Origin of the sequence: Sorangium sp. So ce726 (assembly GCF_051521405.1) — a bacterium.
GTDB lineage: Bacteria > Myxococcota_A > Polyangia > Polyangiales > Polyangiaceae > Sorangium.
On the sequence record NZ_CP150349.1, the window covers coordinates 2118774 to 2141742 of the forward strand.

Annotated in this window: 23 protein-coding genes; 13 read left to right on the forward strand and 10 right to left on the reverse strand. The window is 71.2% G+C overall.

The genetic code is table 11. The annotated features are described in order from the left end of the window. The first annotated feature begins 101 nt into the window (after nucleotides 1-101). Nucleotides 102-1334 carry a styrene monooxygenase/indole monooxygenase family protein gene (locus WME79_RS08000; protein WP_437534017.1) on the forward strand — a complete coding sequence of 411 codons (1233 nt, stop codon included), beginning with the start codon at nucleotides 102-104 and terminating at the stop codon, nucleotides 1332-1334. Nucleotides 1335-1337: 3 nt separating this feature from the next. On the opposite strand, the gene WME79_RS08005 is transcribed toward WME79_RS08000, so the two are convergent. Then, the gene (locus tag WME79_RS08005) at nucleotides 1338-1865 is read right to left on the reverse strand and encodes a hypothetical protein (protein ID WP_437534018.1); all 528 of its coding nucleotides are present in this window, start codon (nucleotides 1863-1865) and stop codon (nucleotides 1338-1340) included. A gap of 538 nt (nucleotides 1866-2403) precedes the next feature. Here WME79_RS08005 and WME79_RS08010 point away from each other — a divergent pair. Genes WME79_RS08010 through WME79_RS08020 form a run of 3 tightly spaced genes read left to right on the forward strand, consistent with a single transcriptional unit; the run spans nucleotide 2404 to nucleotide 4409 of the window. After that, nucleotides 2404-3123: a hypothetical protein gene (locus WME79_RS08010; RefSeq protein WP_437534019.1), complete on the forward strand. Its 720-nt coding sequence runs from the start codon at nucleotides 2404-2406 to the stop codon at nucleotides 3121-3123. Nucleotides 3124-3133: 10 nt separating this feature from the next. Beyond that, a complete protein-coding gene (locus tag WME79_RS08015; protein WP_437534020.1) occupies nucleotides 3134-3934 on the forward strand; it encodes a hypothetical protein in 801 nt (266 codons plus the stop codon). Continuing rightward, nucleotides 3909-4409, forward strand: coding sequence for a hypothetical protein (locus WME79_RS08020; RefSeq protein WP_437534021.1), 501 nt, complete (start codon nucleotides 3909-3911; stop codon nucleotides 4407-4409). Before WME79_RS08015 ends, WME79_RS08020 begins: the two co-directional genes overlap by 26 nt. 19 nt (nucleotides 4410-4428) lie before the next feature. Here the strand turns inward: WME79_RS08020 and WME79_RS08025 are convergent, their stop codons facing one another. From WME79_RS08025 to WME79_RS08055, 7 genes are all read right to left on the reverse strand, one after another. After that, nucleotides 4429-5526, reverse strand: coding sequence for an alpha/beta hydrolase (locus WME79_RS08025; RefSeq protein WP_437534022.1), 1098 nt, complete (start codon nucleotides 5524-5526; stop codon nucleotides 4429-4431). Nucleotides 5527-5654: 128 nt separating this feature from the next. Then, complete coding sequence (locus WME79_RS08030; protein ID WP_437534023.1) at nucleotides 5655-6308, reverse strand: YIP1 family protein; 654 nt, start codon at nucleotides 6306-6308, stop codon at nucleotides 5655-5657. Then, nucleotides 6305-6670, reverse strand: coding sequence for a DUF2089 domain-containing protein (locus tag WME79_RS08035; protein ID WP_272101125.1), 366 nt, complete (start codon nucleotides 6668-6670; stop codon nucleotides 6305-6307). The genes WME79_RS08030 and WME79_RS08035 overlap by 4 nt, the downstream gene beginning before the upstream one ends. Before the next feature lie 157 nt (nucleotides 6671-6827). Beyond that, entirely contained in the window at nucleotides 6828-8024 is a 1197-nt protein-coding gene (locus WME79_RS08040; RefSeq protein ID WP_437534024.1) for a polysaccharide lyase, read from the reverse strand. 128 nt (nucleotides 8025-8152) lie between these two features. After that, nucleotides 8153-9034 carry a galactose mutarotase gene (locus WME79_RS08045; RefSeq protein WP_437534025.1) on the reverse strand — a complete coding sequence of 294 codons (882 nt, stop codon included), beginning with the start codon at nucleotides 9032-9034 and terminating at the stop codon, nucleotides 8153-8155. Nucleotides 9035-9050: 16 nt separating this feature from the next. Next, nucleotides 9051-9341, reverse strand: coding sequence for a hypothetical protein (locus WME79_RS08050; protein WP_437534026.1), 291 nt, complete (start codon nucleotides 9339-9341; stop codon nucleotides 9051-9053). 289 nt (nucleotides 9342-9630) lie between these two features. Beyond that, nucleotides 9631-10122, reverse strand: a complete 492-nt coding sequence (locus WME79_RS08055; protein WP_437534027.1) for an LEA type 2 family protein — start codon at nucleotides 10120-10122, stop codon at nucleotides 9631-9633. A 153-nt stretch (nucleotides 10123-10275) separates the two neighbouring features. On the opposite strand from WME79_RS08055, the gene WME79_RS08060 reads away from it, so the two are divergent. Next, nucleotides 10276-11181: an alpha/beta fold hydrolase gene (locus WME79_RS08060; RefSeq protein ID WP_437534028.1), complete on the forward strand. Its 906-nt coding sequence runs from the start codon at nucleotides 10276-10278 to the stop codon at nucleotides 11179-11181. Nucleotides 11182-11208: 27 nt separating this feature from the next. Here the strand turns inward: WME79_RS08060 and blaOXA are convergent, their stop codons facing one another. Beyond that, nucleotides 11209-12171 carry a class D beta-lactamase gene (blaOXA, locus tag WME79_RS08065; protein WP_437534029.1) on the reverse strand — a complete coding sequence of 321 codons (963 nt, stop codon included), beginning with the start codon at nucleotides 12169-12171 and terminating at the stop codon, nucleotides 11209-11211. A 67-nt stretch (nucleotides 12172-12238) separates the two neighbouring features. Further along, the gene (locus WME79_RS08070) at nucleotides 12239-14191 is read right to left on the reverse strand and encodes a MutS family DNA mismatch repair protein (RefSeq protein ID WP_437534030.1); all 1953 of its coding nucleotides are present in this window, start codon (nucleotides 14189-14191) and stop codon (nucleotides 12239-12241) included. 115 nt (nucleotides 14192-14306) lie between these two features. Between WME79_RS08070 and WME79_RS08075 the strand changes: the two genes are divergently transcribed. The 8 genes from WME79_RS08075 (at nucleotide 14307) to WME79_RS08110 (ending at nucleotide 22702) form a co-directional block, all read left to right on the forward strand. Beyond that, nucleotides 14307-15296: a transaldolase gene (locus WME79_RS08075; RefSeq protein WP_437534031.1), complete on the forward strand. Its 990-nt coding sequence runs from the start codon at nucleotides 14307-14309 to the stop codon at nucleotides 15294-15296. Nucleotides 15297-15636: 340 nt separating this feature from the next. After that, nucleotides 15637-16401 carry a class I SAM-dependent methyltransferase gene (locus tag WME79_RS08080; protein ID WP_437534032.1) on the forward strand — a complete coding sequence of 255 codons (765 nt, stop codon included), beginning with the start codon at nucleotides 15637-15639 and terminating at the stop codon, nucleotides 16399-16401. Nucleotides 16402-16412: 11 nt separating this feature from the next. Continuing rightward, complete coding sequence (locus WME79_RS08085) at nucleotides 16413-17261, forward strand: class I SAM-dependent methyltransferase (RefSeq protein ID WP_437534033.1); 849 nt, start codon at nucleotides 16413-16415, stop codon at nucleotides 17259-17261. Next, the gene (locus tag WME79_RS08090) at nucleotides 17254-18309 is read left to right on the forward strand and encodes a polysaccharide deacetylase family protein (protein ID WP_437534034.1); all 1056 of its coding nucleotides are present in this window, start codon (nucleotides 17254-17256) and stop codon (nucleotides 18307-18309) included. Before WME79_RS08085 ends, WME79_RS08090 begins: the two co-directional genes overlap by 8 nt. A 152-nt stretch (nucleotides 18310-18461) precedes the next feature. Further along, a complete protein-coding gene (locus tag WME79_RS08095) occupies nucleotides 18462-19505 on the forward strand; it encodes a hypothetical protein (RefSeq protein ID WP_437534035.1) in 1044 nt (347 codons plus the stop codon). 259 nt (nucleotides 19506-19764) lie between these two features. Continuing rightward, nucleotides 19765-20091, forward strand: a complete 327-nt coding sequence (locus WME79_RS08100; protein WP_437534036.1) for an acyl carrier protein — start codon at nucleotides 19765-19767, stop codon at nucleotides 20089-20091. Beyond that, nucleotides 20088-21032, forward strand: coding sequence for an SAM-dependent methyltransferase (locus WME79_RS08105; RefSeq protein ID WP_437534037.1), 945 nt, complete (start codon nucleotides 20088-20090; stop codon nucleotides 21030-21032). Before WME79_RS08100 ends, WME79_RS08105 begins: the two co-directional genes overlap by 4 nt. Continuing rightward, nucleotides 21029-22702 (forward strand): AMP-binding protein, encoded by a 1674-nt coding sequence (locus tag WME79_RS08110; RefSeq protein WP_437534038.1) that lies wholly within the window; start codon nucleotides 21029-21031, stop codon nucleotides 22700-22702. Before WME79_RS08105 ends, WME79_RS08110 begins: the two co-directional genes overlap by 4 nt. The last annotated feature ends 267 nt before the right edge of the window (nucleotides 22703-22969 follow it).

Consider the following 22969-nt stretch of genomic DNA (forward strand, 5'->3'; position numbering starts at 1 on the left):
GCTCCCGCGACGTCGCCGTGGTCGGGGGCGCCGAGAGCCCGGCGGACCTCACATGCCGTGAAGCTCGCACGCACAGCTGAGAAGAAACGAGGAGGACAAGGATGCCCACCATTGCAATCGTCGGCGCCGGCGTGGCCGGCCTGCACCTCGCGCTGCACCTCCAGAAGGAGGGCCTCGACGTGAGCCTCTACGAGGAGCGCACGCCGGACGAGATCCGGACGGGGCGCCTGCCCAGCACCGTCGGGCTCTCCCCGCCGACCCGGGCCCGCCAGCGGGCGCTCGGCGTCGCGCACTGGGAGGGGCCCGACCATGCCACCAGGACCATCCGGATCCGCGTGGCGGCCGCGCCGCCGCTCGACTTCGTCGGCCGCCTCGCCGATCAAGCGCTCTTCATCGACATGCGCGTCTATCTGCCCCAGCTGTTCGAGGACTTCGTCGCGCGGGGCGGCCGCGTGGTGAGGGCCTCGCTCGATGCGGCCGGCGTCCGCGGCCTCGCCGCGGCGCACGACCTCGTGGTCGTCGCCACGGGCCGGGCGGGCCTCACGGACCTCTTCCCGAAGGTCCCCGAGCGAAGCCCGCACGCCGCGCCCATGCGGCGGCTCTTCGCGGGCATCGTCCGCGGGCTCCGCATGCCGCCCGGGCCGATGGAGTTCATGTTCCAGCTCTCCCCGGGGCACGGCGAGATCTTCGAGAACCAGTACATCACGCTCGGCGGGATCGTGCCCTCGCTGCTCATCGAGGCGATCCCCGGCGGCGCGCTCGAGCCGATCACGCGGATGCGCTACGAGGACGATCCGGCGCGGTTCGACGCGGCGCTGCTCGACGCGGTGCTCGCGCACGCGCCGCTCACGGCCGAGCGCATCGATCGGGCGAGCTTCGGCGTGGCCGGCCCGCGCGACTACCTGACGGGCGCCGTGACGCCGGTGGTGCGGCGCGCATACGTGCCCGTCGGCGGCGAGAGGTTCGCGCTCGCGCTGGGCGATCTCCACATCACCTACGATCCGATCACGGGCCAGGGCGCGAACATGGCCACGCTGGCGGCGTCGCTCGCAGGAGAGCAGATCGCCGGGCAGGCGGCCGCCGGCGCCCCGTTCGACGAGGCGTTCTGCGCGGACCTGGAGGATCGCCTCTGGAACGCGCTCCGGCCGGCCACAGAGTGGACGAACGCCTTCCTCCTGCCGCCGCCGGACCACGCGCTGGCGCTCCTCGCCGCGGCCGCGCGCAGCCAGCCGGTGGCCGACGCGTTTGCCACGAACTTCTCGTACCCGGAGCGCCAGTGGGCGATCCTCTCGTCGCCCGAGGCGACCGCCAGCTTCATCGCGAGCCACGCCTGACGATCAGCTGAAGCGCGCCCGGATCGGCGCCGGGCTCTCGCAGATCGGGCACGCGTCCGCGCGCTCGGCGATCTTGCCGCAGTCCTTGCAGTCGACGCGATAGCCGTGGAAGCCGGGGTCGTGCAGCTCGACGCTCGTCTGCGCCCTGTCCGCGCGCTTTCCTTCGTACTTCACGCGCATTGGCACGAACGCGATATAACGCACCTCGATGTGCTCGCACCGCGAGCACCGCTCCGGCACCGCGTACGTGTTGGTCGTCGTGAGCCCGCGCGCGAGGCCGCCGTCGGCGTGGCACCGCGGGCAGCGGTCGTCCGTGAACACGAGGTGCTGGCACGCGCCGCACGTGATCTCGTACAGCCCGTCGACGAACATCTCGCCCTTGTAGACCCACTTGACCGGCCCGACGGGCTCGCCCTCCATGAGCGGCACGAGCCCGTCGACATACGAGCGTAGGTTGAGCTTCTGTCCCCCGCACGCGGGACACCCCGCCTCGACCATCTCGGCAAACGCGCGTTCGGAGAGCCTGCTCATGATCGTCGCCTTCTAGCACGCCTCGGCGGCGGGAGGACCGAAATGGCGGGGCCGCGCCAGGGCCAGCCATTGCGGGCCCTGGCGCGTTGCGCTGGAGGGTCCAGCCTCCACACATGGAGGTCCCGACCTCCAGGGCATGGCCCCCGAGCGGCGCCCGGACCATTTCAACAGGCGCATGGGCGTCACGCGAGCCCGGCGCTCGCTCCACACACAAGCGCTGCGAACTCGGGGGTATGCCGCCCGGCGCGCGGCCTTCGGTGGCGCCGCGCCGGGTCGCCCAGCGTTGCCTTCAGCGCATGGCCTGACGATTGCAATTACCTCGAACCGTCGGTCGCACGGTCGGTCAGGCGATTCCCACCATGACGTCGAGGGGCGGGAAGAGCGCCTGCACAGCATTCATATCGCGCTCGCGTGAGATCAGCGCGCAGGCCTGCCGACGCGGGGCGCTGCGACCGCGCGCGCCGTTGAGGGGGCGAGAGCGCCCCAACACGAACCGAACCCGAGGTGAACCATGTCGTCGGTCTCCATCAAAACAACGATGATCCTCATTCTCATCGGCGCGGCCGCGGGCTGCGCCGTGCCCGCCGAGAAGGACGCGCCGGAGGAAACGGCGGTCGACTCGCAGGCGGTCGAGTGCAGCAAGGAGTGCATCCTGGCGATGGTGAACAGGCAGCTCTCGTTGATGGGAGAGTTCGGGAACGAGGCCGAGTTCGTCGGGGCGCTCCGGGAGCTCGTGGCCATCGGCCCGGCGGTCGTCCCCGTGGTCGCCGAGGTCTACAAGGCGTGGTCGGTGTCGGTCCCGCCGGACAAGGCCGAATCGGCGAGGCCTGGCGAGATGCGCTGGCGGGCGGCTCACCTGCTCGGCCTGCTCGGCTCGCGCGACGGCATCAAGCCGCTGAACGAGATCGCCACGACGAAGCTCCCCGACCCCGAGGCCGACGAGCAGCTCTTCGCGGATGAATACCGCGTTCGCCTGCGCGCGATCGCCGGGCTCGAGGCGCTCGGCGCCGCGGAGGAGCTGAAGGCCATCTTCTCCGCCGGCGACCTCCTGCGCAACCCGGCGGCGGCGAGCCTCTACGCCCTCGGGATCGACGTCGGCGGGATCCAGCTGATCGACGCGCGCAAGGCGCTCGCGGAGGACGTCGCCGACACCAAGGATTACAACCCGAACAACGGTCGGCCGGCGCAGCCGGAGAAGCCCGGATCACGGGTATTCAAGGTGGCTCCTCGGACCGACACGCCTGCTATCACTCGTTGAGGGATCGATCATGAAAAGCACGATCAGCGCCATTCTTGCGTCTTGTTTGCTCCTCGGCGTCGCCTCCGAGGCCCGCGCCGACACCTGCGACACCGTGCGGGGGACCGATCCCGGGGTGATGACGAGCTTCTGGTGCACGCAGCCGTGGATCGACTTCTTCTGGGATGCGTACGACTTCGACAAGGGGGACTGGGACGACGGCTTCGGCTGGGAGGCCGCGTGCGACCGGAGGCGGCCGCTGGCGCGCACGTTCCAGGCGATCCAGCTCCTCAACTATGCATCGCCGAACGAGCCACACCAGACGAACGACTTCGCCGGCAACATCCTGCGCTGGGGCGGCAACTACACGATTCGTGAGTTCGACGAGCTGGACGCGCGGTGCGGGGATGGGTCGAAGCGGGCGTACACGACCTGGGGCGGGTTCGACGACTACACGGAGCTCTACATCCCGTTCTTCTACAACGAGAACGTCGTGGAGCGGGCCGGGACGTTGATCCACGAGTCGCGGCACTCCGACTGGTGCGGCCACAGCGGCAACGACGGCAGCAACAAGTGCCCTGCGAAGAGCGAGTCGTGCGACGAGAAGTACCTGGATGGGTGCTCCGGGATCGGGTCGCCCAGCGGGCGTGGCGCGGACGGCTACCAGGTCCTGTGGCTGTGGTGGTACGCTTTCGAGGCCGACGCGCAGCACAGCTCGTCGACGATGAAGGCCTTCGCGAGGGACGAGGCGAACCGGATCCTGAACACGATGTTCGACGTCAATCCCTGCTTCAACATCACGAGCAATGGCAGCAAGATCATCACGTGTTAGGAGGGCGGCGCTCGGCGGCATCCTGTGGGGCACGCTGTGCCTCGCGGGGTGCGCCGGGCACCCCGGCTCGGACATCCCGCCGGCGCCCTGGGCGCAGCTCGAGGTGAACCGCGGCGCAGGCGACGAGACCGTCGTCTGGATCGAGCTGAGCGGCACGTTCGAGGGGCACCAGGGGAAGACGGCGATCCGCGGAACGCTCAGCGCCGAGCAGATCTCGGGTCTTCGAGAGCTGTTCCGGGACGAGCGGCTCGCGATCTACCGGAGCGACGCGCTGCCCACCGACGGGAGCGTCGATCTCGCGGGCACCGCCGAGCGGCCGATCTTCCGCGTCGTGGTGCGCGAGGAGAGCGACGCGATCCGGGCGGGCTCGGAGAAGCTTTCGGCGTATTTCGCCGAGGGGGCGCAGCGCGCCGAGACGGCCGAGATGCTGCGGGAGGTCAAGGCGATCATCGCCGCAGCGACGCCGGTCCCCTAGCGCTGCCTCCGGGGCTGCGTCACTCCTCCCGGATCAGCGCCTCGATCGCCTCGAAGACGCGCGGCACGACAGGCAGGGTCGGATCGGTGTACGCCTCGGCCTGCGACGCATTCGACAACGTCGCCTCCTTGAGCGTGTGGCTCATCCCCTCGACGATGACGAGCGTCGCGTCCGGCCGCGCGCCGGCGAGCCGCTCCGCGTCCTCGACCTTGGTCTGGAGATCGGTCGTCCCTTGCAGGAGGAGGATCGGCGCCGTCACGGCCGCGAGCTCCACCGCGGGATCGTGCTTCATCCAGGAGATGACGAATGGCTGCACGCTCGGGCGAAACAGGCTCATGAACAGCTGGTTTTGCGGGATGTCCGCGACGAGCTCCCCGGCCTCGAGCTGGCCGAGGATCGCGTCTGCCCTCTCGCGATCCTGGTCCGGGAGGCCTTCGAGCTGCTCGCGCAGGACATCGCCGATGGGCCGGCCCGCGCCGGCGATCGAGACAAAGCCGTCGATCTCGGTCTCCCGGGCGACCAGCATACCGAGCAGCGAGCCCTCGCTGTGCCCCACCACCGTGATCGTCGCGAAGCGCCCGTCCTCGCGGAGCTTCTTCACCCACAGGCCGGCGTCGTCGGCGCCCATCTCGAAGAGCAGCTCCTGCTCCGTCTCGGGGGCCGCGGAGACGCTCGCGCCGATGCCGGCCTTGTCGTAGCGAATCGACGCGATACCCCTGTCACGGAGCCCTTCCGCGAGGAGCCTGTACGTGTCCGGCTCGACGCCCGCGGCGACCTGATTGCCGTCCCGGTCGGTCGGCCCCGATCCGGGGATGATCACGACCGCAGGGAACGGCCCGCATCCGGCCGGCACCACGAGCGTGCCAACCAGCGTGCCTCGCGCGTTATCGACCGTGATCCTGGCGCTCACCGCCGCCGGACATCCCGGCGCGTCCGGCGTTGTCGGCGTTTCCGTGTCAGGCACGTCGTCAGGGAGCGCGTCGCTCCCGCCAGCGGACGACGCGCGCTCTCCGGCGCCGCAGCCCGCGCAGAGGGGCGACGACGCGAGCGCGGCGGCACACGAGACGGCGAGCGCGGCGCGGCGCGCCGGGACCACGAGAACCGATCGCAATGACATGACGAGCCCTCCGAGGATGAGAGAGAGGTGCAGCGCCGCCCGGGGCGCACCAATGCGCCCTCGCGGTCGCGCGAGCACCGCAGAGCGCGCCGCGCGAGCCGGGCAGCGCGCCGGGGGAGATCGATGATTCAGCCGAGGCGCGCGAGCGCGACCTTCGAGAGGATCTCCGAGAGGAGCACGAGGCCGATGAGCCCTGCGATCAGAGGCGCGCCGCGCAGGCCGGAGGCGTTCCTGAAGCCCCGAACGAGGAGCGTCAAGGACCACACGAGACACACCGTTCCGAGGACGGCGATGACGGCCAGCTCGGGCGTGAACGCGGGCGCGCCCGCCGGCAGCCGCGGGGCGAGCAGGCCGAGCGCGACGGCGGCGAGCGCGAGCGGCGCGCGCGACAGGCCGAGCACGCCGAGAAAATCGATGAGCCGCACGCGGCGCCGAAGGAGCCGCGCATACGTCCAGAAGAGCAGGGCGGGCAACGGCCACGCGACGACCTGCTCGAGGAGCGCCGTCCGGTACGAGATGACGGCAGGCGCCGCGTGCAGGTCGAGGAAGCCGTCAAAGCGGACGCCAAGCCTCGTGACGGCGACGCTCAGCGCGGCGACGGTGAGCCCCGCCGCGGCGGCGGTCCCCCCGCCGAAGCGCTCGAATGGATTCAGCGCGAGCTGCCATCCGCGCCGCGGAGGCTGCGGCGACATCGTGGCGAGCAGCCGCTCGCCTTCCGCGGGGTTGATGACGTTGTCGCGCACGAGCGCGCGCACTCTCTCGTCAGGCCTGGTCATCATCATAATCCCACCTTGCGCAGAGCCTCCTCGGCCTCCTTTGCGGAGAGCCTCCCCTTCTCGAGCGCATCCAGGATCTCGTGCCGGCGCCGCGCGACGCCCTGCTCCAGCGCATCGAGCCGACCGATGATCTCGTCGAGGCGATTTCGCACCGTCGGATAGCTGATCTGAAGGACCTGAGCCATCGCCTTCAGGCTGCCTGACGAGCGCACGAACGCGGTCACGAAGGCGAGATCGTCCGGCGACAGCTGGAGCAGCGCAGGGATCTCGAACTGACCGTCCAGGTTCGTTCCGCAGCTCTGGCAACCGAGCCGCGTCGCGCGCAGCTCTCCATCACAGCTAGGGCATCGGACGACAAATCTTGCCACGGGATGAGCGTAATATCCTCACCGCGGTCAATATTGTCAATGTCGAGGTGATGAAAATTGATCCGAAAATCAATTTTGTTTAAGAACGGCCCTCGTCATGTGTTCGGCGCGGCTCTGGCCCGCCCGGGGCGCTGCGGCTCGCGCCGCTCGCGACAGCTCAGCGCCGCTCGCGCCGCCGCGCGAACGCGAGCGCCGCGATGAGGCCGAGGCCGGCGAGGGCCATGGGCGCGGGGGCCGCGGGCGAGCCGGCGGCGCGGCAGCTGCAGCCGCCGTCGTCGTCGCCCTCGTCAGACGCCACCTCGTCCGTGCCGCCCGTCCCCGCGCCGGTGGAGCCGGCGCCCGAAGCGGCGGAGGAGGAGCTCGAAGCGCTGGGGCCGGGCGCCACGCCGCCGCCCGCGCCGTCGCTGCCGCCTGTGGCGTCGCCGCCGGCGGCCCCGGTGCTCCCGGTCCCGCCGGAGCCGTCCACGCCGCCTGCGCCGCCGGAGCCACCTGCGCCGCCGGAGCCGCCCGCGTCGCCCGCGCCGCCCGCGCCACCGGCGCCGCCTTCCCCGGAGGAGGGCAGCGCGGGGCGGACGTCCTCGAGGGTGTCCCCCTCCACGGCATCATCGAGGACGATGACGGGGCTGTCCGTGAACTCGGACGGGTTGCGCAGCAGGCCGATCTGCGTGAAGTGCGCGTTGTTGTCGGCGAGCGTCTGCGCCTTCCCTCCGGTGACGACCTGCTCGCCGTCGAACCACACATCGACGGAGCCCTGGTTCGGGTTCGTCGACCACCGGATGTGCAGCGCGATGCGGTGCCACACGCCGGGCGTCAGCGCGCCGTCCGCCTCCCAGTGCACCTTGTTGTTGGGCTTGCGGGTGGCGAAGCTGATATGCTGTCCGACGACCTCGAACGACATCATCTGGTTGTAGCTCCCCTCGGACTCCCAGTATCCGATCTGCGTCGGCGGGTCCGCCGCGAGCGCCTCGGGGAGATAGAAGCTCCAGGCAAAGTAGGTCTGGGCGCCCTCGGCCGTGCGGGCGTTGGCCGGCTTGTGGTTCAGCTCGACGCGCTTGATGCCGTTCGACCACCTCGCGTCGTTGGTGAGCTGGACCCTCCCGGCCCTCGTGCCCTGAAGGACAGGCGACGTCACCACGGAGATGTGCTCGCCGTTCAGGGTCGTGTTCCACTGGTTCAGATTGCCCGTCTCGAAGTCTCCGGTCCAGACCGGCGCCGCGGAGGCGCCCGTGGTGAGCGTCGTCGCCAGCGCGGCAGCCGCGAGGGTGGAGAGCGAGAGGCGAGGTCGCCGCCCGAGGTGCGATCGGGAGCGGGCGAGCAGGGATCGATGTGCGGTAAGGAGATCGGTAGAAGTCATGGCGGGATTCGACGCGTTTTCCGGCCGGCAGTCAACCGAGAAGCCGCGCGTCACCGCCGACGCAGCGCGGCTCCTCGGTCTCTCCAGCGCGCCCTCCAGCGTGTCGCGGGCGCGCGGCCGTCATCGCTTCAGGCGGAGAGCTCGATCCAGAGCGCCCGAGTCTCGTGCGACCGGAGGTGGATGAGGCGCTCTCCGGTGTTGAGGGCGTTGCCGGGGCAGGTCCAGGGCTCGAGGCAGACGAAGTCCTTGCCTTGCAACGTCCACACGACCCAGTGGGTGAACTCCGGTGAGCCGCGGACGACGATGCGCACCCCTTGGGCGCCCTCGATCGAGAGCGAGCTCTCGGTGGAGCCGTGGTCGAGCAGGTGGAGGTCGACCTCGGGCCGGGTCAGGTCGAAGCCGGAGAAGGGCGCTTCCTGCTTCGTGGTGTTGTCGAACGCGCGCGTCGCCCGCGTCTCGATCGACGCGCGGGCCTTGTCCGCCTGGGAGACGGTGAAATACGGGTGAAACCCCGCTCCGAAGGGCATCGGCGGGGCGCCTGCGCCGGTCTCGTTGGTGATGCGCAGATCGATGCGGAGCGCCCTGCCGCGCAGCGTGTAGGTGAACTCGGCGCGGAAATCCCAGGGGTACTGCGCGCGCGTCGCCTCGCTCGACCGAAGGACGAGGCGCGCGTACGCGCCGCCCGACTCGAGGGTGCCATGGTCGTCGAGCGACCACGGCAGGGTGCGGGCGAAGCCGTGCTGGCGCATCTGGCCCGCCGCGCCGGCGGCGGACCAGGCGTCGCCGGCGAGCTTGCCCGGAGAGGGGAAGAGCACGGGGTTGCCGCCGCGCACGTTGGCGCTGCGATCCTCGAAGGTGGCGCGATCGAGGTAGAGCAGCGCGCGGCCGCCGACCGTCAGCTCGGTCAGGATGCCGCCGCGGGCCGGGGCCAGCACCGCGCGGCTCGCGGCGTCGCTGTCGGCGAGCTCGATGGTGGGAATCGCGCCTTCGACTTCCTTCACGCTGAACATGACTCCTCCGGTCTCTTCAGTTGCTTTGCAGCCACGCGAGCAGCGCGACGAGCGCCGCGAGCGCCGCGATGGGCAGCGCGATCCACCCGAGGACGGTCGCCCAGCCCCGGCGGAGGGAGCGGCCGCCGCGATCCTCGCAGGCGAGGCAGATCGCCCAGACGCGCGCGCCGCCCTCCGTGAGCACGCAGCAGTCGCCGCACACGGGCGTGCTGCAGCGCGCGCACGGCCCCGCCGCCTCGGCGCCGCAGCGCGTGCAGCGCGCGACGGCCCCGCCGCCGCCGTCGTGGAAGATCAGGCCGCCGGACATGGGGCTGCGTCCTTTGGCGGCGGAGACGAGCGCGTCGATGACCGCGGGCGCGCGCGAACGGGGGGCTCCTCGTGGACGGGCACGGACGTCTCCTCCGCTGCGATTCTGCAAGCTTTGTGGGCCCGAGACAACGCTGGAGACAACAGGGCGCGCTGGGCCTTCTGAGCTATCCCGTCGAGCGGTACGGTCGAGGGGTATTCAACGATCGAGCGATACGAGGGTTGAATGAGGGCGATGGCGGGCGGGCACCCGAGGGGCTTGCTCGCCCGTCCGTTGCGGGCTGTGCTCCTCAGCGCAGACCGGGGAGGGGCAGGCCCGGGAGCGAGTTGCCGATCGCCGTGACGAGCTGCTCGTGTGTGATTGTCCCCGCGAGGCGGAACGGCACATCCACGTTGAGCGTCTCTCCGCCGATCGCGACGGTGCCGCTCACCTGGTACGGGATACCGCGGCTCTGCGCCGCCAGCGCGGCGATGCTCGTGAGATCCTTCCACTTCACCGAGAGCGGCGCGTCGATCCGGGTCCACTTCTTCGCGGGCAGCTGGAGCGGCGTGAGCGCGGTGACCGTGCCGACGTCGTACTTGCCGTCGAGCAGCACGCTCGCCTTCATCGAGCGCGTCGAGAGATCGATGCTGTTCGGGTTGTACGCCTGGATCTGGACCCGCAGATCGATGCCCTGGACGGTGACGGCGGTCACCGTCGCGAGCTCCGGCTTGAGCGTCGGCGGCTCGGGACGTGAGCACGCGATCAGGGTGACGGCGGCGGCGAGGAGAGGCGATCGCACGGCCGGAGATGTTGCGCGGATCTCCATGGAGCTCAACGGAAATCGGGCGCGCCCCCGGCCTCGTCCGCGGCCCGCCGATCGAACGACAGCCCGCGCGCGCGCACCTCCGCTTCCGCCCCCGCGGGAACCCTTTCGATCTGCTATGCCCGGCGCATGGGCATCCTCCCGCTCGCCGAACGCCTCGCCAAGAAGGCGCTGAACAGGTCCGGGGTGCAGAGCCGCTGGGTCGACACGTCGGTCTGCCGGCTGCACCTCTACGATGCTCCGGGCACAGGCCCGCTCCCGACGGTGGTCCTGCTCCACGGCATCGGCTCCTCGGCGCTCCCGTACGCGCCGGTGCTGCAGCGCCTCCGGCGGCGCGCCCGCCGCGTCATCGCCGCGGAGTCGCCGGGGCACGGGTGGAGCGCGGCGCCGGCGTCGGCGTTCACGCCGGAGTGCCTCGCCACCGCCATGCACGAGCTGCTCGACCGCGAGCTCGACGAGCCCGCGATCGTCGTCGGCAACTCCCTCGGCGGCGCGGTCGCGGTGAGCTACGCGCTGAGCTCGCCGGACCGCGTGCGCGCGCTGGTGCTCGCGTCGCCGGCCGGCGCCGGCATGGAGCAGGCTGAGCTCGCCGAGCTGCTCGCGGTGTTCAACCTGCGGTCGCGGGCCGACGCCCACGCGTTCTTCGCGCGCCTCTACCACCGCGTCCCGTGGTTCACCCCGCTCATCGCCGGCGACGTCATGCGGACGTTCTCGCGCGAGACCATCCTCTCCTTCAGGCGCTCGGCCCGGTGCGACCACGCGTTCACGCCCGAGCAGCTGAGCGCCCTCTCGATGCCGATCCTGCTGATCTGGGGCCGCTCGGACCGCCTGATGCCGAGCGCCAACCTCGAGTACTACCGGCGGCACCTCCCTCCGCACGCGGAGATCGAGGAGCCCGAAGGCATCGGGCACTGCCCGCAGGTCGACGACCCGCGCCGCTTCGCCGAGCGGATCGCCGCGTTCGCGTGGGCGGCGCGCTCCACGGCGTCACAGGGCGCGGCGCCGTCGCCCTCGAGCGCAGCGCCGGCGGCGTAGGGGGCGGCGCCGGGCGAGGCGCCGGCGTCAGGCGTCCTCGGGGAGCGCGCCGTGCCGCTTGAGCAGGGCGCGGGTCAGGCTGCGGCGCAGCGGCATGATGCGCTCGCCGTCGCTGCCTGTGCCGACGAGCACGGTCGCGAAGAAGTAGGTGTCTGCCCCGCGCTCGACGTAGCCGACCAGCCAGCCGGTGCTCGATCGCTCGTCCATCTCCATCCCCGTCTTGCCGCGCAGCGTGTAGGCCGGCGTCTGCTCCAGCACGAGGATCCGCTTCACGATGTCCATGCTCCGCGCGGAGCAGGGCAGCGCGCCGGCGTGGAGCCGCCGCAGGAAATCGATCTGCTCGTGCGGGGAGATGCGGAGCCCCCCGGTCAACCAGAACTGGTCGATGCCCCCCGAGATGTCGCGGTTGCCGTAGCCGAGCGTGTCGAGGTGCGCCTGCATGCGCTCGGGCCCGATCCGGCGCGCGACCTCCTGGTAGAACCAGACGACCGAGTGCTTCATCGCCGACGCGAGATCGTGGTCGCGGTTCCAGTCGGGCACGCGGCGCTGCACCCCGTCCCACCGGAGCGTGAAGCGCTCGTCCGGGATGACCCCGGTCTCCAGGCCGATGATCGTGTTCGGGATCTTGAAGGTCGAGGCGGGCACGTACCGCGCCGCCGCGCGGTCGGGGTTCACGACGCGGGTGACGCCCCGCGCGGCGTCGAACAGGACGAACGCGCCGTCCACGCCCTCCGCGCGGAGGAGCGCCGCCCCGCCCTCGTCGATCTCGGTCCGCGCCGCGGCCGGCGCGCTCGCGCCCGGCGCGCTCGCGCCCGGCGCCGCGGCCGGCGGGGCCGCTCCGCCGTTCGCTGGCGGGGGAGGTGACGGCGGTGGCGGCGCCGTGGCGCAGGCGCTCGCTGTCGTGACGATCGCGAGGAGCGCGCAGGAGAGCAAGGGACGCGCCGAGACCAGGGCGCGGCGCGAGAGGCTGCAGGGGAGCGGAGAAAGCATGGCGCCCTCAACGCGGCCGGGGGCCGCGCGCATTCCCGCGCCATCGCCGCGGTCGTCGCCGCCGCCGCTATTCCCGCGCCGCCGCCGCGGCCGGCGCGCTCGCTCCCGGCGCCGCGGTCGCGGCCGCCGCCGTCCGCTCACCCTCCGAGAAGTCGACGTCGATCCCGACGATCTTCATGAGCCGCAGCGCGTTCGCGCTCGTCACAACGCCGGGCTTCAGCTTGTAATCGAAGGTCATCCTGTCCTCGACCACGAGCTCCTCGAAGTGCATGTTGCGCACCCGTCCCGAGGTCTCCTGCTCCAGCACGGCGAGCCCCATGTCGTGGGACGAGACCGCGCCGATGGCCCCCTGCGCGACGAGGTGCCGCACGACCGCCCTCGCCCCGATCTGGCGCTCGCGCGCGTTCGTGCCGTGGAGGATCTCGTCGAGCAGGAACAGCACCCGCTCGCCGCCGTTCGCGCCGTCGACGACGCGCTTCAGGCGGGTCAGCTCGGCGTAGAAGTGCGAGACGCCGTGCTCGAGCGAGTCCTTGATCCGCATGCTCGTCCGCACGCGGACCGGCGAGAGCGACAGCGACGACGCGCAGACCGGCGCGCCCGCGAGGGCGAGCGCGGCGTTCACCCCGACGGCGCGCAGCAGCGTGCTCTTGCCCGACATGTTGGACCCCGTCACGAGCAGCGCGGCGCCCGCGCCCTCCAGCGAGACGTCGTTCGTCACCCGCCGGTCGCGCGGAAGGAGCGGGTGGCCGAGCCCCGCCGCCGTGAAGCGCGGCTCGCCGTCCTTCACGTCGGGGTACGCGTTGTCGGGGTTCTCGTGCGCGAACGTCGCGAGGCTCGCGAGCGCCTCCATGTGCCCGAGCGTCCGCATCCACGCCTTCACGTGGCGGCCCGCGCGCAGCTTCCACCGCTCCAGCGCGAGCGCGCACCACACGTCCCAGAGCAGGAAGAGGTTGGCGACGATGTGGACGAGCCCGCTGTGGCGCAGGTCCGAGTAGCCGACCCGGCTCTCGAGCGCCGTCATCTCCCGCGAGGCGAGCACGCCCGAGGGCCCAGCGAGCTCGGCCTTGAGCTCGCGGAGCAGCGCCGACGAGAACGCCTGCTCCTCGATGCGGGCGAGGATCGGCCGGTACCTGGCGAACGGCGCCTCGCGCGACGAGGCCGCGGCGACGATCGGCTCGTACGCCGGCCGCAGCAGGACCAGCACGAGGATCTGGGCGGCCAGCGGCAGGAGGTAGGCGTGGCGGAGCAGCCCGAGCTGCTCCGCGGGGATGAACCGCGGCGCCGCGAGCAGCGCCAGCGTCAGCGGCACGAGCACCTTCGCCGCGGTCAGGAGCGCGCTCACCGGCAGGCCGCCGGCGCGCGCCTCCGGGCCGAGCAGCGCCGGGGGCGCCTCGGCCCACGCGATGAGCGGGCCGGCCTCGCGCCCGCGCGCCCCCGCCTGCATGCCCACCACCGCGAGATCCTCCCGGAACGCCCCGAGGCCGGCGAGCTCGCGCACCGCCTCCTGCCGCGCCGCCACCGCGGGCGCCGGGGCGGGCTCCGCGAGGAAGGCCGCGAGCGTGGCCTCGCCCTCGCCCGTCTGGGCCACGTTGAGCAGCTGGAACAGCGACGCCTGCCCGAACACGTCGAGATCGCCCGCGTAATCGTGGTCCGGCGCGGCGAAGCGATCTCCCCGCTCCGGGAAATCGCCGAAATCGCCGGCGACCCGCCGCTTGCCGCGCACGTAGAGGCCGATGCGCTGCTCGAGCTCCGTCATCCGGGTGACGAGGCGCGCGTGCGCGACGAGCAGCCCGAGGAACACCGCGGTCACCGCCCCGGCGGCGTACGAGACCCACCGCGGCACATCGCCGAAGAGCGCGTACCCCCCGGCCACGGCCGCCGCCACGAACGAGACCCCGCGCAGCAGCGAGAACGTCTTCGAGCGGCGATCGAGCGCGCTGGCCTCGGCGCGCAGGACCGAGAGGCGGTCATCGTAGGCGGACAGGACGCGCTGCGCGACGGCGTTGGGGGGCGGCTCCACGGGGCCCTCTCCATAGGCCACCGCCGGCCGTGCATCCAGCCGGAGGGGGTGGTCCTCACACGAAGGCCACGAAAGCTTTGAAGCGTCCTGCCTGGCTGCTCGTACAATGCCGCCCATGGACCAGAACCTGCTGGAGCGCCTCAAGGCGTACACCGTCGTCGTCGCGGACACCGGCGACATCAACTCGATCGAGAAATTCCGCCCCCAGGACGCGACGACGAACCCGTCGCTCATCACCGCGGCGGCCCAGATGCCCGAGTACGCCGACATCGTGAGCGGCGCGCTCGCCTGGGGCCAGAAGGAGGCGGGCCGGGGCAAGGAACCGGGCGACGTCGTGAGCCTCGCCTTCGAGCGGCTCGCCGTCGACTTCGGCCTGCGCATCCTGAAGATCATCCCCGGCCGCGTCTCGACCGAGGTCGACGCGCGCCTCTCCTTCGACACCCAGGGGACCATCGAGAAGGGCCGGAGCATCGTGCGGCTCTACGAGGAGGCCGGCATCTCGCGCAAGCGCGTCCTCATCAAGATCGCCTCGACGTGGGAGGGCATCCGCGCGGCGGAGGTCCTCGAGAAGGAGGGCATCCACTGCAACCTCACGCTGCTCTTCGGGCTGCACCAGGCGATCGCGTGCGCCGAGGCAGGCGTGACGCTCATCTCGCCGTTCGTCGGACGCATCCTCGACTGGTACCTGAAGGACACCGGCCGCACGAGCTACGCGCCGGCCGAGGACCCCGGCGTCGTCTCCGTCACGAAGATCTACAACTACTACAAGAAGCACGGCTACAAGACCGAGGTGATGGGCGCGAGCTTCCGCAACATCGACGAGATCAAGGAGCTCGCCGGCTGCGACCTCCTGACGATCTCGCCGAAGCTGCTCTCGGAGCTCGCCTCCGCGCACGGCGACCTGCCGAGGAAGCTCGATCCCGACGCGGCGCGCGCCCTGCAGATCGCGAAGATCCCGATGGATGAGGCGGCGTTCCGCGCGATGCACGCCGCCGACCGGATGGCGAGCGACAAGCTGGCCGAGGGCATCGACGGCTTCGCGAAGGCGCTCGCCTCGCTCGAGGTCCTGCTCCGCGAGCGCCTCCAGAAGGGGGCCGCTTCCTAGCGCTGGCGATGCGCGAGCGCGGCGCGTGCGGCGGAGCTCCGGGCAGCGGGCCCGGGCACCCCGCGCGCCGCGCAGGCGCGGCGACCCCGCGCTGCGTAGGTGCGCCTGCGTGCGTCTGCGTGTGCCTGCGTGCGCCTGCGTGCGTCTGCGTTAAGGAACGGCGGCGCGGGAAGAAGGCGGAGGGCCGGCTTGCATGTGAGCCTCCCGGTCCTCTAGGATTCGTCAAACTGGACGAATCTCGGGCAGCATTCGATCGCCCGCGCCGCGCGTGGTCGACTGCGGTTCTCCGGGAGGCTCCTCGTGGAGCCGCCCTTTTCGCGAAGGCATCGAGGAGGCGACGTTGAAGCTCACGTCACAGGAGTACTGGGAGAACCACTGGAAGGGCTATGTCGGCACCGACGATCTGGGTGGCGGCTGCGAGATCTACGACGACGTCGCTCCCTTCCTGCCGCGCGGGGAGGGGTTGTCGTTCTTCGAGATCGGCTGTGCGCCAGGCCGTATCCTGGTCGACTTCTGTGGGCGCCTGGGGTTCACGGCGAACGGCCTGGATTACGCCTGCGACCCGGAGGTCGTCGAGCAGGAGATCCGGAAGCGCGGCATCAAGGTCGGCAAGATCGAGAAGGGGGACTTCTTCAACTGGAAGCCCCAGCAGAAGTTCGATATCGTTGCTTCCTTCGGGTTCATCGAGCACTTCGATGACGCCGGGGCGGTGGTGGATCGGCACTTCGAGATGGTGAAGCCGGGGGGCACCGTGGTGATCGGCATGCCGAACTTCGGCGGCGGACAGAAGGCGCTCCACTGGCTGTTCGATCGCAAGAACCTGAACGGCCACAACACCCGCATCATGAACCTGCCGTTCCTCGAGGCCGCCGCCCGCCGCAACGGCGCCGAGATCGTCCAGGCTCGATACACCGGCGGCCACTTCGATTTCTGGCTGGACGACGAGGCGCCGCTCCTGGCGCGGCGTGTCGTCTGGAAGATCGTCCCGCCCCTCAGGGCGATCGCGCGCCGGGTGGTCCCCGGCGAGACGAACCCCTGGTTCTCGCCCTTCCTGTTCGCCATCTACCGGGCGCCCCTGCTGCCCGCAGGGACAGCCGACGCTTGATCCTTTCCCCGATGAGCGAGCCGAGCCAGAGCGTCGCCACCCCGCCGGCTGTCCAAGACGCAGACGCCGATCACCGCTTCCGCGAGTGCGCGCGGCGCCACGGCTGGGATCCCGACGACCCGTGGGTCGGGGGGTATGCCGCGTGGGAGTGGCGGCGCAGCCGCCACGCCTACGACGACCTCTTCACGTCGGTCCGCGGCAAGAAGGTGCTCGAGTTCGGCTGCCACTTCGGCGGGACGGCGGTCGTGCTCGCGACCCTTGGCGCCGAGGTGACCGCGCTCGACGTCGACCCCATGTACGTCGAGCTGGCGCAGCTGAACGCCGAGCGCCACGGGCTGTCGGACAGGATCCGTGTTCATCACGTCCCCAACACGACCGCGATGCCGTTTGCCGATGCGGAGTTCGAGCTCGTCTCCTGCAACAGCGTGCTCGAGTATGTCCCGCCTGAGCGCCTGCCGGCCGTCCAGCGCGAGATCGATCGGGTGCTCGGGCCGTGGGGGTTCATCGTCGTCCTGGGCACGAGCAACCGCCTCTGGCCGGTCGAGTGCCACAGCGGCCGTCTCCTGATCAACTACGTGCCTCGGGCGCTGCGCCCGCTGTTCCCGGGCAAGTCGATCTACAGCGTATTTCCCTGGCAGCTCCGGCGCGGGTTCGGCGATTATGTCGACATCTCGCAGCAGGATCGGGGCCGGCTGATCGTCGACCTGAAGGCCAAGATGGGGCTGTCCGGGCCGCGGCTCATGGTCTTCTCGGCAGCGAACCGGCTGCTCGGCCCGCTCGGGATGCACGTGGGCTTCGTGTCTCCGACGATCACGATGGTTCTTCAGAAGCGCGGTGAGGGAGGAGCTGGCGATGGCTGACGGGAGGACGCGGGTATACATCACCGTGGACGTGGAGTGCGCGGAGGAGCGCATCCTGGGCGATACCAAGTCTCCCGCGATGGGCTACGACCTCCGGATCTGGGGCCGCTTCGTCAACCAGCGCGAGCCCCTCGGGATCGAGCTCATCATGCGCGAGCTCGAGGCGTACGGCCAGCGCGGGACGTTCTTCGTCGAGGCCATCGGCTCGTACAGCTTCGGCATGGACGGTCTGACGAGCGTGTGCCAGGCGCTCCACAGCCGCGGCCACGACGTGCAGCTGCACGTGCACCCCGTGCAGCGGCGCGCGGACTGGCACACCCGGGGCGAGCCCCGCGTCTCCGACGACATCGCCGACTACCCGGTCGAGGAGCAGACGCGGCTCCTCCTCGAGGGGCGCGACCTGCTCGTGCGCGCGGGCGTCCCGGCGAGCGAGCTGCTCGGCTACCGCGCCGGCAATTTCGGGGCGAGCAACGACACCTGGCGGGCGATGAAGCGGGCGGGGCTCGTGCTGAGCAGCAACTACAACCCCTGCTACTTCAGCAAGAACTGCAAGATGCAGTATCCGGGCGCGCGGCTCGGCCTCTTCGAGACGCCCGAGCCGGGGGTGTACGAGCTGCCGGTCACGAACTTCATCGAGCCCACGAAGCGCTTCAGGCACCTTCAGATCACGGCGGTGACGCTCGACGAGATCAAGCATTGTCTCCTCCGCTACCGCGCCCTCGGGGTGAAGGAGGTCACGCTGGTGACGCACTCGTTCGAGTTCTATTTCCTCGACTCGGCGGAGGCGCGCCGCGGCTTCCCGAACCGGCTCAACGTCGAGCGGCTCCGCGGGCTCTGCCGCTTCCTCGACGAGAACTCGAAGGACTTCGAGGTCGACACCGTGGGCGCCCTCGCGCGCCGGCTCTCGGACGCGGCCTCCGACGCGCATGGCATCGACGAGGGCGCGCCGCCCTCGCTGCAGTTCCCCCACTCCAACCCGATCCACCACGCCCGCCGCGTCGTCGAGCAGGCGTACAAGCGCGTGGCGCAGCGGTTCACGTTCGGCTAGCCCCGTCGGCCAGGGGCGGCCGGGCTCCTGCGCCGGCGCGGCGGCGCGGCGGCGCGGCGGCCGATCGCTCACCCGGCGCCGCGCCCCTGCCGCCCTCCAGGCTCGCGAGCGTCGTCGACGATGGCGCGCCGCCGCGGTGCTAAGTAGCGCGTATGCGGCTCATCGGACAGATCCACGTTTCGCTCAAGGGCAGCATCATCCAGCGCAACCCCACCGTCTGGGAGAAGCTGAAGCGCAGCTTCGGCGCCACGGTGGATCTCGACACCGATCGCGTGCGCGTCGAGCTCGAGGCCACCGCCGTGGTCGATCAGGTGCGGGGGGCGCTCGTCCAGCTCGGGGTCACGAACGCCCTCTCGCTCGTGATCGATGACACCGTCATCTTCCAGGACACCGACGGGAAGCCGGACGATCTTCCCGATCTCGTGCTCGCGCTGTCCGAGCATTCCACCGTGTTCGGGCGCGGGTTCAGCGAGCTCAGGTTCGCCGCCGAGCACGAGGAAGCAGGGCTGCACCTGGTCATCGAGACGCGGGCGCGCACCGAGCACGCCGACGACGAGCCGGCGGGGCTCGTCTCCATCGGCGGGCGGCTGCGGGATCTCGAGCCGCGAGCCGGCGAGTCCGGGGAGGACTACCGCCGCCGCGTCGAGCCCCTGGTGAAGGATCCGGCGCTGTTCGAGGCGGCGCGGCTGCAGTTCGAGTCCTTCGTCGGGCGGGTCGAGGGCGCCCTCAAGGCCACGATGCCGGAGGCGCGCGTGGAGCATCACCACGCCGACGCGCGCGTCGTGCACGCGCCGGCGGGCGATGGCGCGGGTGACGGCGCGGGCGACGGCGCGGGCGCCGAGCGGCCTCCCGTGAGCCCCACGCACCCGGGCTATGACCCGTTCGTCGTCTATTACCCACCCAGCCCGCTCGGGATGATGCTGGACGTGATGCTCATCACCTCGTTCATGCACATGCTCACGCCCCCACACGTCCTCTTCGTGAACCCGGCGGGCACGATGCTCGGCACAGCGCAGGAGGCCGCCGAGAATCCTGACCTCCTGAACGACGCGGATCGCGGCGGCGACGACCCTTCGGCGGGCGACGAGGGGGACGGGGCGGATGACGGCGATCCGTGGGGCGATGACGGCGACGGGTTCGATGACGGCGGCGGCGTCGATGACGGCGGCGGGTTCGACGGCGATTTCGGCGATTGAGCCGCTCGCGCCGGCGCGCCGGGCCGCGGCGAGGCGCGGCGGCAGGGCCTCGCGCGTCGGTCGCGCGTAGGCTCCGGCGCGCAGCGCGCGAGCGCGCCCGCGACGCGCTGACCTCGCGGTCGAGCGGGCTCGTCCGGGCATGGACGACGACTGGTGATCATGGTACGTCGCGCTACGGCCGTGACCGGCGCTGGCATGAGCATCTATCGCGCTGGCGTGCTGAAGGTCGCGCGCGCCGAACCCTGGACTGGAGAGCGCGATGAACAAGAGCGAGGCGGCGCTTCGGAAGCAGCCGCAGGTGGCGGGCGGGGGAGATCCGGAGATCGCCAGAGAGGTCCGTACCATCATTGCAGAGCGATGTGGGATGAGCGTCGATGCCGTGACTCCCGACCTGTCGCTCGAGAGCGGCCTCGGCGTGGATTCACTGGCGCTCATCGAGGTCAACGTCGCGCTCGAGGAGCGATTCCAGATCGTGGCGCCCGATTTCGCGGCGCCCGATCAGGCGCATATCAGCACGGTCGGTGACGTCATCGCCTTCGTCGAGGCGCAGATCGCGGCGCGGGGCGGCCGGGGAGGGGCGCCTTGATCGCCCCGCGCACGCGCGCCGAGCGCGAGGCCGCCGTCCGGACGCCTGAAGAGCAGCGGGAGCACGAGCGGCGCGAGGTCGCCGCTCATTACCAGAACGACCCGGAGATATTCTCCATGGTCCTCGACAGCCGCCTGGCCTACGCGACGGGCATCTTCCTCGATCCCGCCGAGAGCCTCGAGACGGCGCAAGAGCGGAAGTACGACTGGGTCCGCCGAGAGCTCGACATCCACCCCGGAGAGCGCGTCCTCGACGTGGGGTGCGGCTGGGGCTCGAACCTCATCTATCTCGCCGAGCACACCGGCGGGAGCTTCCAGGGCGTCACGCTGAGCGACAAGCAGCGGCAAGAGGCGCTCCGCCGCGCCGACCGGGCGGGCGTCGCCTCGCGGGTACGGATCGATCTCGCTCATATCGAGGACATCGAGCTCGCGCCCGAGTCGCTCGACGCCGTGCTCTTCGTGGGCAGCATCGTGCACATGCACAACCGCGAGCGGATCCACCAGAAGATCGCGGCCGCGCTGCGCCCGGGCGGCAGGCTGCTCATCTCCGACTGCTATTTCCCGGCGCGCGCCCGCGGGGACCGGGAGAGCTCTGCGACGCAGTACATCTTCGTCGAGGCGCTCGGCTATTGCCGCCTGATCTCGCTGGCCGAGGAGCTCGGGCTGATCGAGCAGGCCGGCCTCGATATCCGGCGCGTCGAGGATCTCACGAGCTCGTACGTGCACACGGTCGCCCGGTGGATCGACAACGTGCGCACGAACCGCGCCCGGATCGACGCCCGCGCGCCCGGCTTCTCGCGGCTGCTCCAGACGTACATGACCGTGGGCCGGCTCTCCTTCGCGCGCCGCACCGCGCTCGAGTACATGATCGTGGCGACGAAGGGCGGCGGCCGCGAGCGCCTCGGCGTCGCGCCCTCGCCCGAGCCGAGGCGCGCCCCGTGAGCCGCGGGCTCTCTGCGCGGACGGTCGCGGGCCTGCTCAGGGCGCGCGCCGAGGCGACGCCGGATCGATTCGGGTTCTACCACAAGCAGCAGGGCGAGTTCGTCGGCTGGTCGTGGGCGGAGTACTGGCGCCGCGCGTGCGCGGCGGCGTCGGGCCTGCTCGCGGCGGGGGTGCGTCCGGGCGATCGCGTGCTCCTGCTCGTGACGGACGTGGAGGTGGCGGTGCCGTGCCTCTTCGGCGTCTGGGTGCTCGGCGCGGTGCCGATCCAGGTCGGGGTGCCCTATCGGCTCACGGACGTGGCGGCGTTCCTCGGTGAGCTCCGGCGGACGGCCGACCGCGTCGGAGCGCGCGCGCTCGTGGTCTCGTCCGCGCTGCTCGGCTTCGCGCAGGGCGAGGAGGGGGCGGGCGGCCTCCTCCAGCTCGCCGCCGAGCCGCTGCTCGACGCGCCCCTCGCGGGCTCGCTGCCCGATCCGGAGCGCGCGCCCGGGCCCGCGCTCATCCAGCTCACGAGCGGCAGCACCGGGCACCCGCGCGGCGTGGTGATCCCGCACGAGCGGCTGATGTTGCACCTCGACGCGATGAGCCAGCGGCTCCCGGTGCGCGGCGAGGGCGCGGGGGGCGTCTCGTGGCTGCCGCTCCACCACGACATGGGCCTCGTCGGCGGGCTGCTCTTCCCGCTCTTCAACGATTTCCCCGTGCACATGCTCTCGCCGCTCGAGTTCCGGACGCGGCCGTTCTTGTGGCTCGCGGAGATGTCGAGCATCCGGGGCGTCATCTCGCTCGGGCCGCCGAGCGCCTATGCCATCGGCATCGGCCTCGCCCGCCGCGCCGTCGAGGCGGGCCTCGATCTCAGCGCGTGGCGGTGCGCGATGATCGGCGCCGAGCCGATCTCCCCCGCCTTGCTCCGCCGCTTCGCCGAGGCGTTCGCGCCCTGCGGCTTCCGCATCGAGGCGTTCTTCCCCGTCTACGGGCTGGCCGAGGCGACGGTCGCCGTGACCTTCCCCGACCTCTACGCCGAGCCGCGCGCCCTCACGGTGGATCGCGGCCTCCTGGAGCGCGAGGGCCGCGTCGAGGAGGCCGCGCCTGGCCCCCTCTCGCTGGAGCTCGCCGGCGTCGGCAGGCCGATCCCGCACACGGAGATCCGGATCGTGGACGCCCAGCGCAGCCCCGTCCCGGAGCGCACGGTGGGGGAGATCGAGGTGCGCTCGGAGACGGTGATGGAGGGCTATTTCAACGAGCCCGAGGCGACCGCGGAGGCGCTTGTCGGCGGGTGGCTGCGCACGGGCGATCTCGGGTTCATCGATCGCGGGACGCTGTTCGTCACCGGCCGGAAGAAGGAGGTGATCATCAAGGGGGGTCACACGATGATCCCCGCCGTGATCGAGGAGATCGCCTCTCGGGTCGACGGTATCCGGGCCGGGTGCGTGGTCGCGGTCGGGCTGTTCGTCGAGGAGCGCCAGACCGAGTCGGTCTATGTGGTGGCCGAGACGCGCGCCGAGGCGTCCGAGCACGCCGGCCTTGTGGAGCGCGTGCGGGAGGCGCTGCGGGCGAACGGCGTCACGGTCGACCAGGTCGTCCTGGTTCCGCCGGGCGATCTGCCCAAGACGACGAGCGGCAAGCTGCGACGGCGGGAGGTCGCTGAGCGGCTGCGCGGGGGAGGGCTTCGCTGAAGAGCGCTCCGCCCCCTCCACCCCATCATCCGTCACCAACGTGAACGTGAACGTTTACGTGAACGTGGACGTGGACGTTTACGTGGTCGTGGTCGTGGTCGTTCACGGCCTATCGTTGACGACCACGACCACGACCACGTAAACGTTCGGATGTAGGAGAACGCGGCGCGAAGCTTGGTTAACGGCGATGCTACGGAAGCCGACGGTTGGACGCGGCGACAGAGCCGTGGTTTCGGGTGAACTGGCGGTCTGCCGGGGGACCGTCCT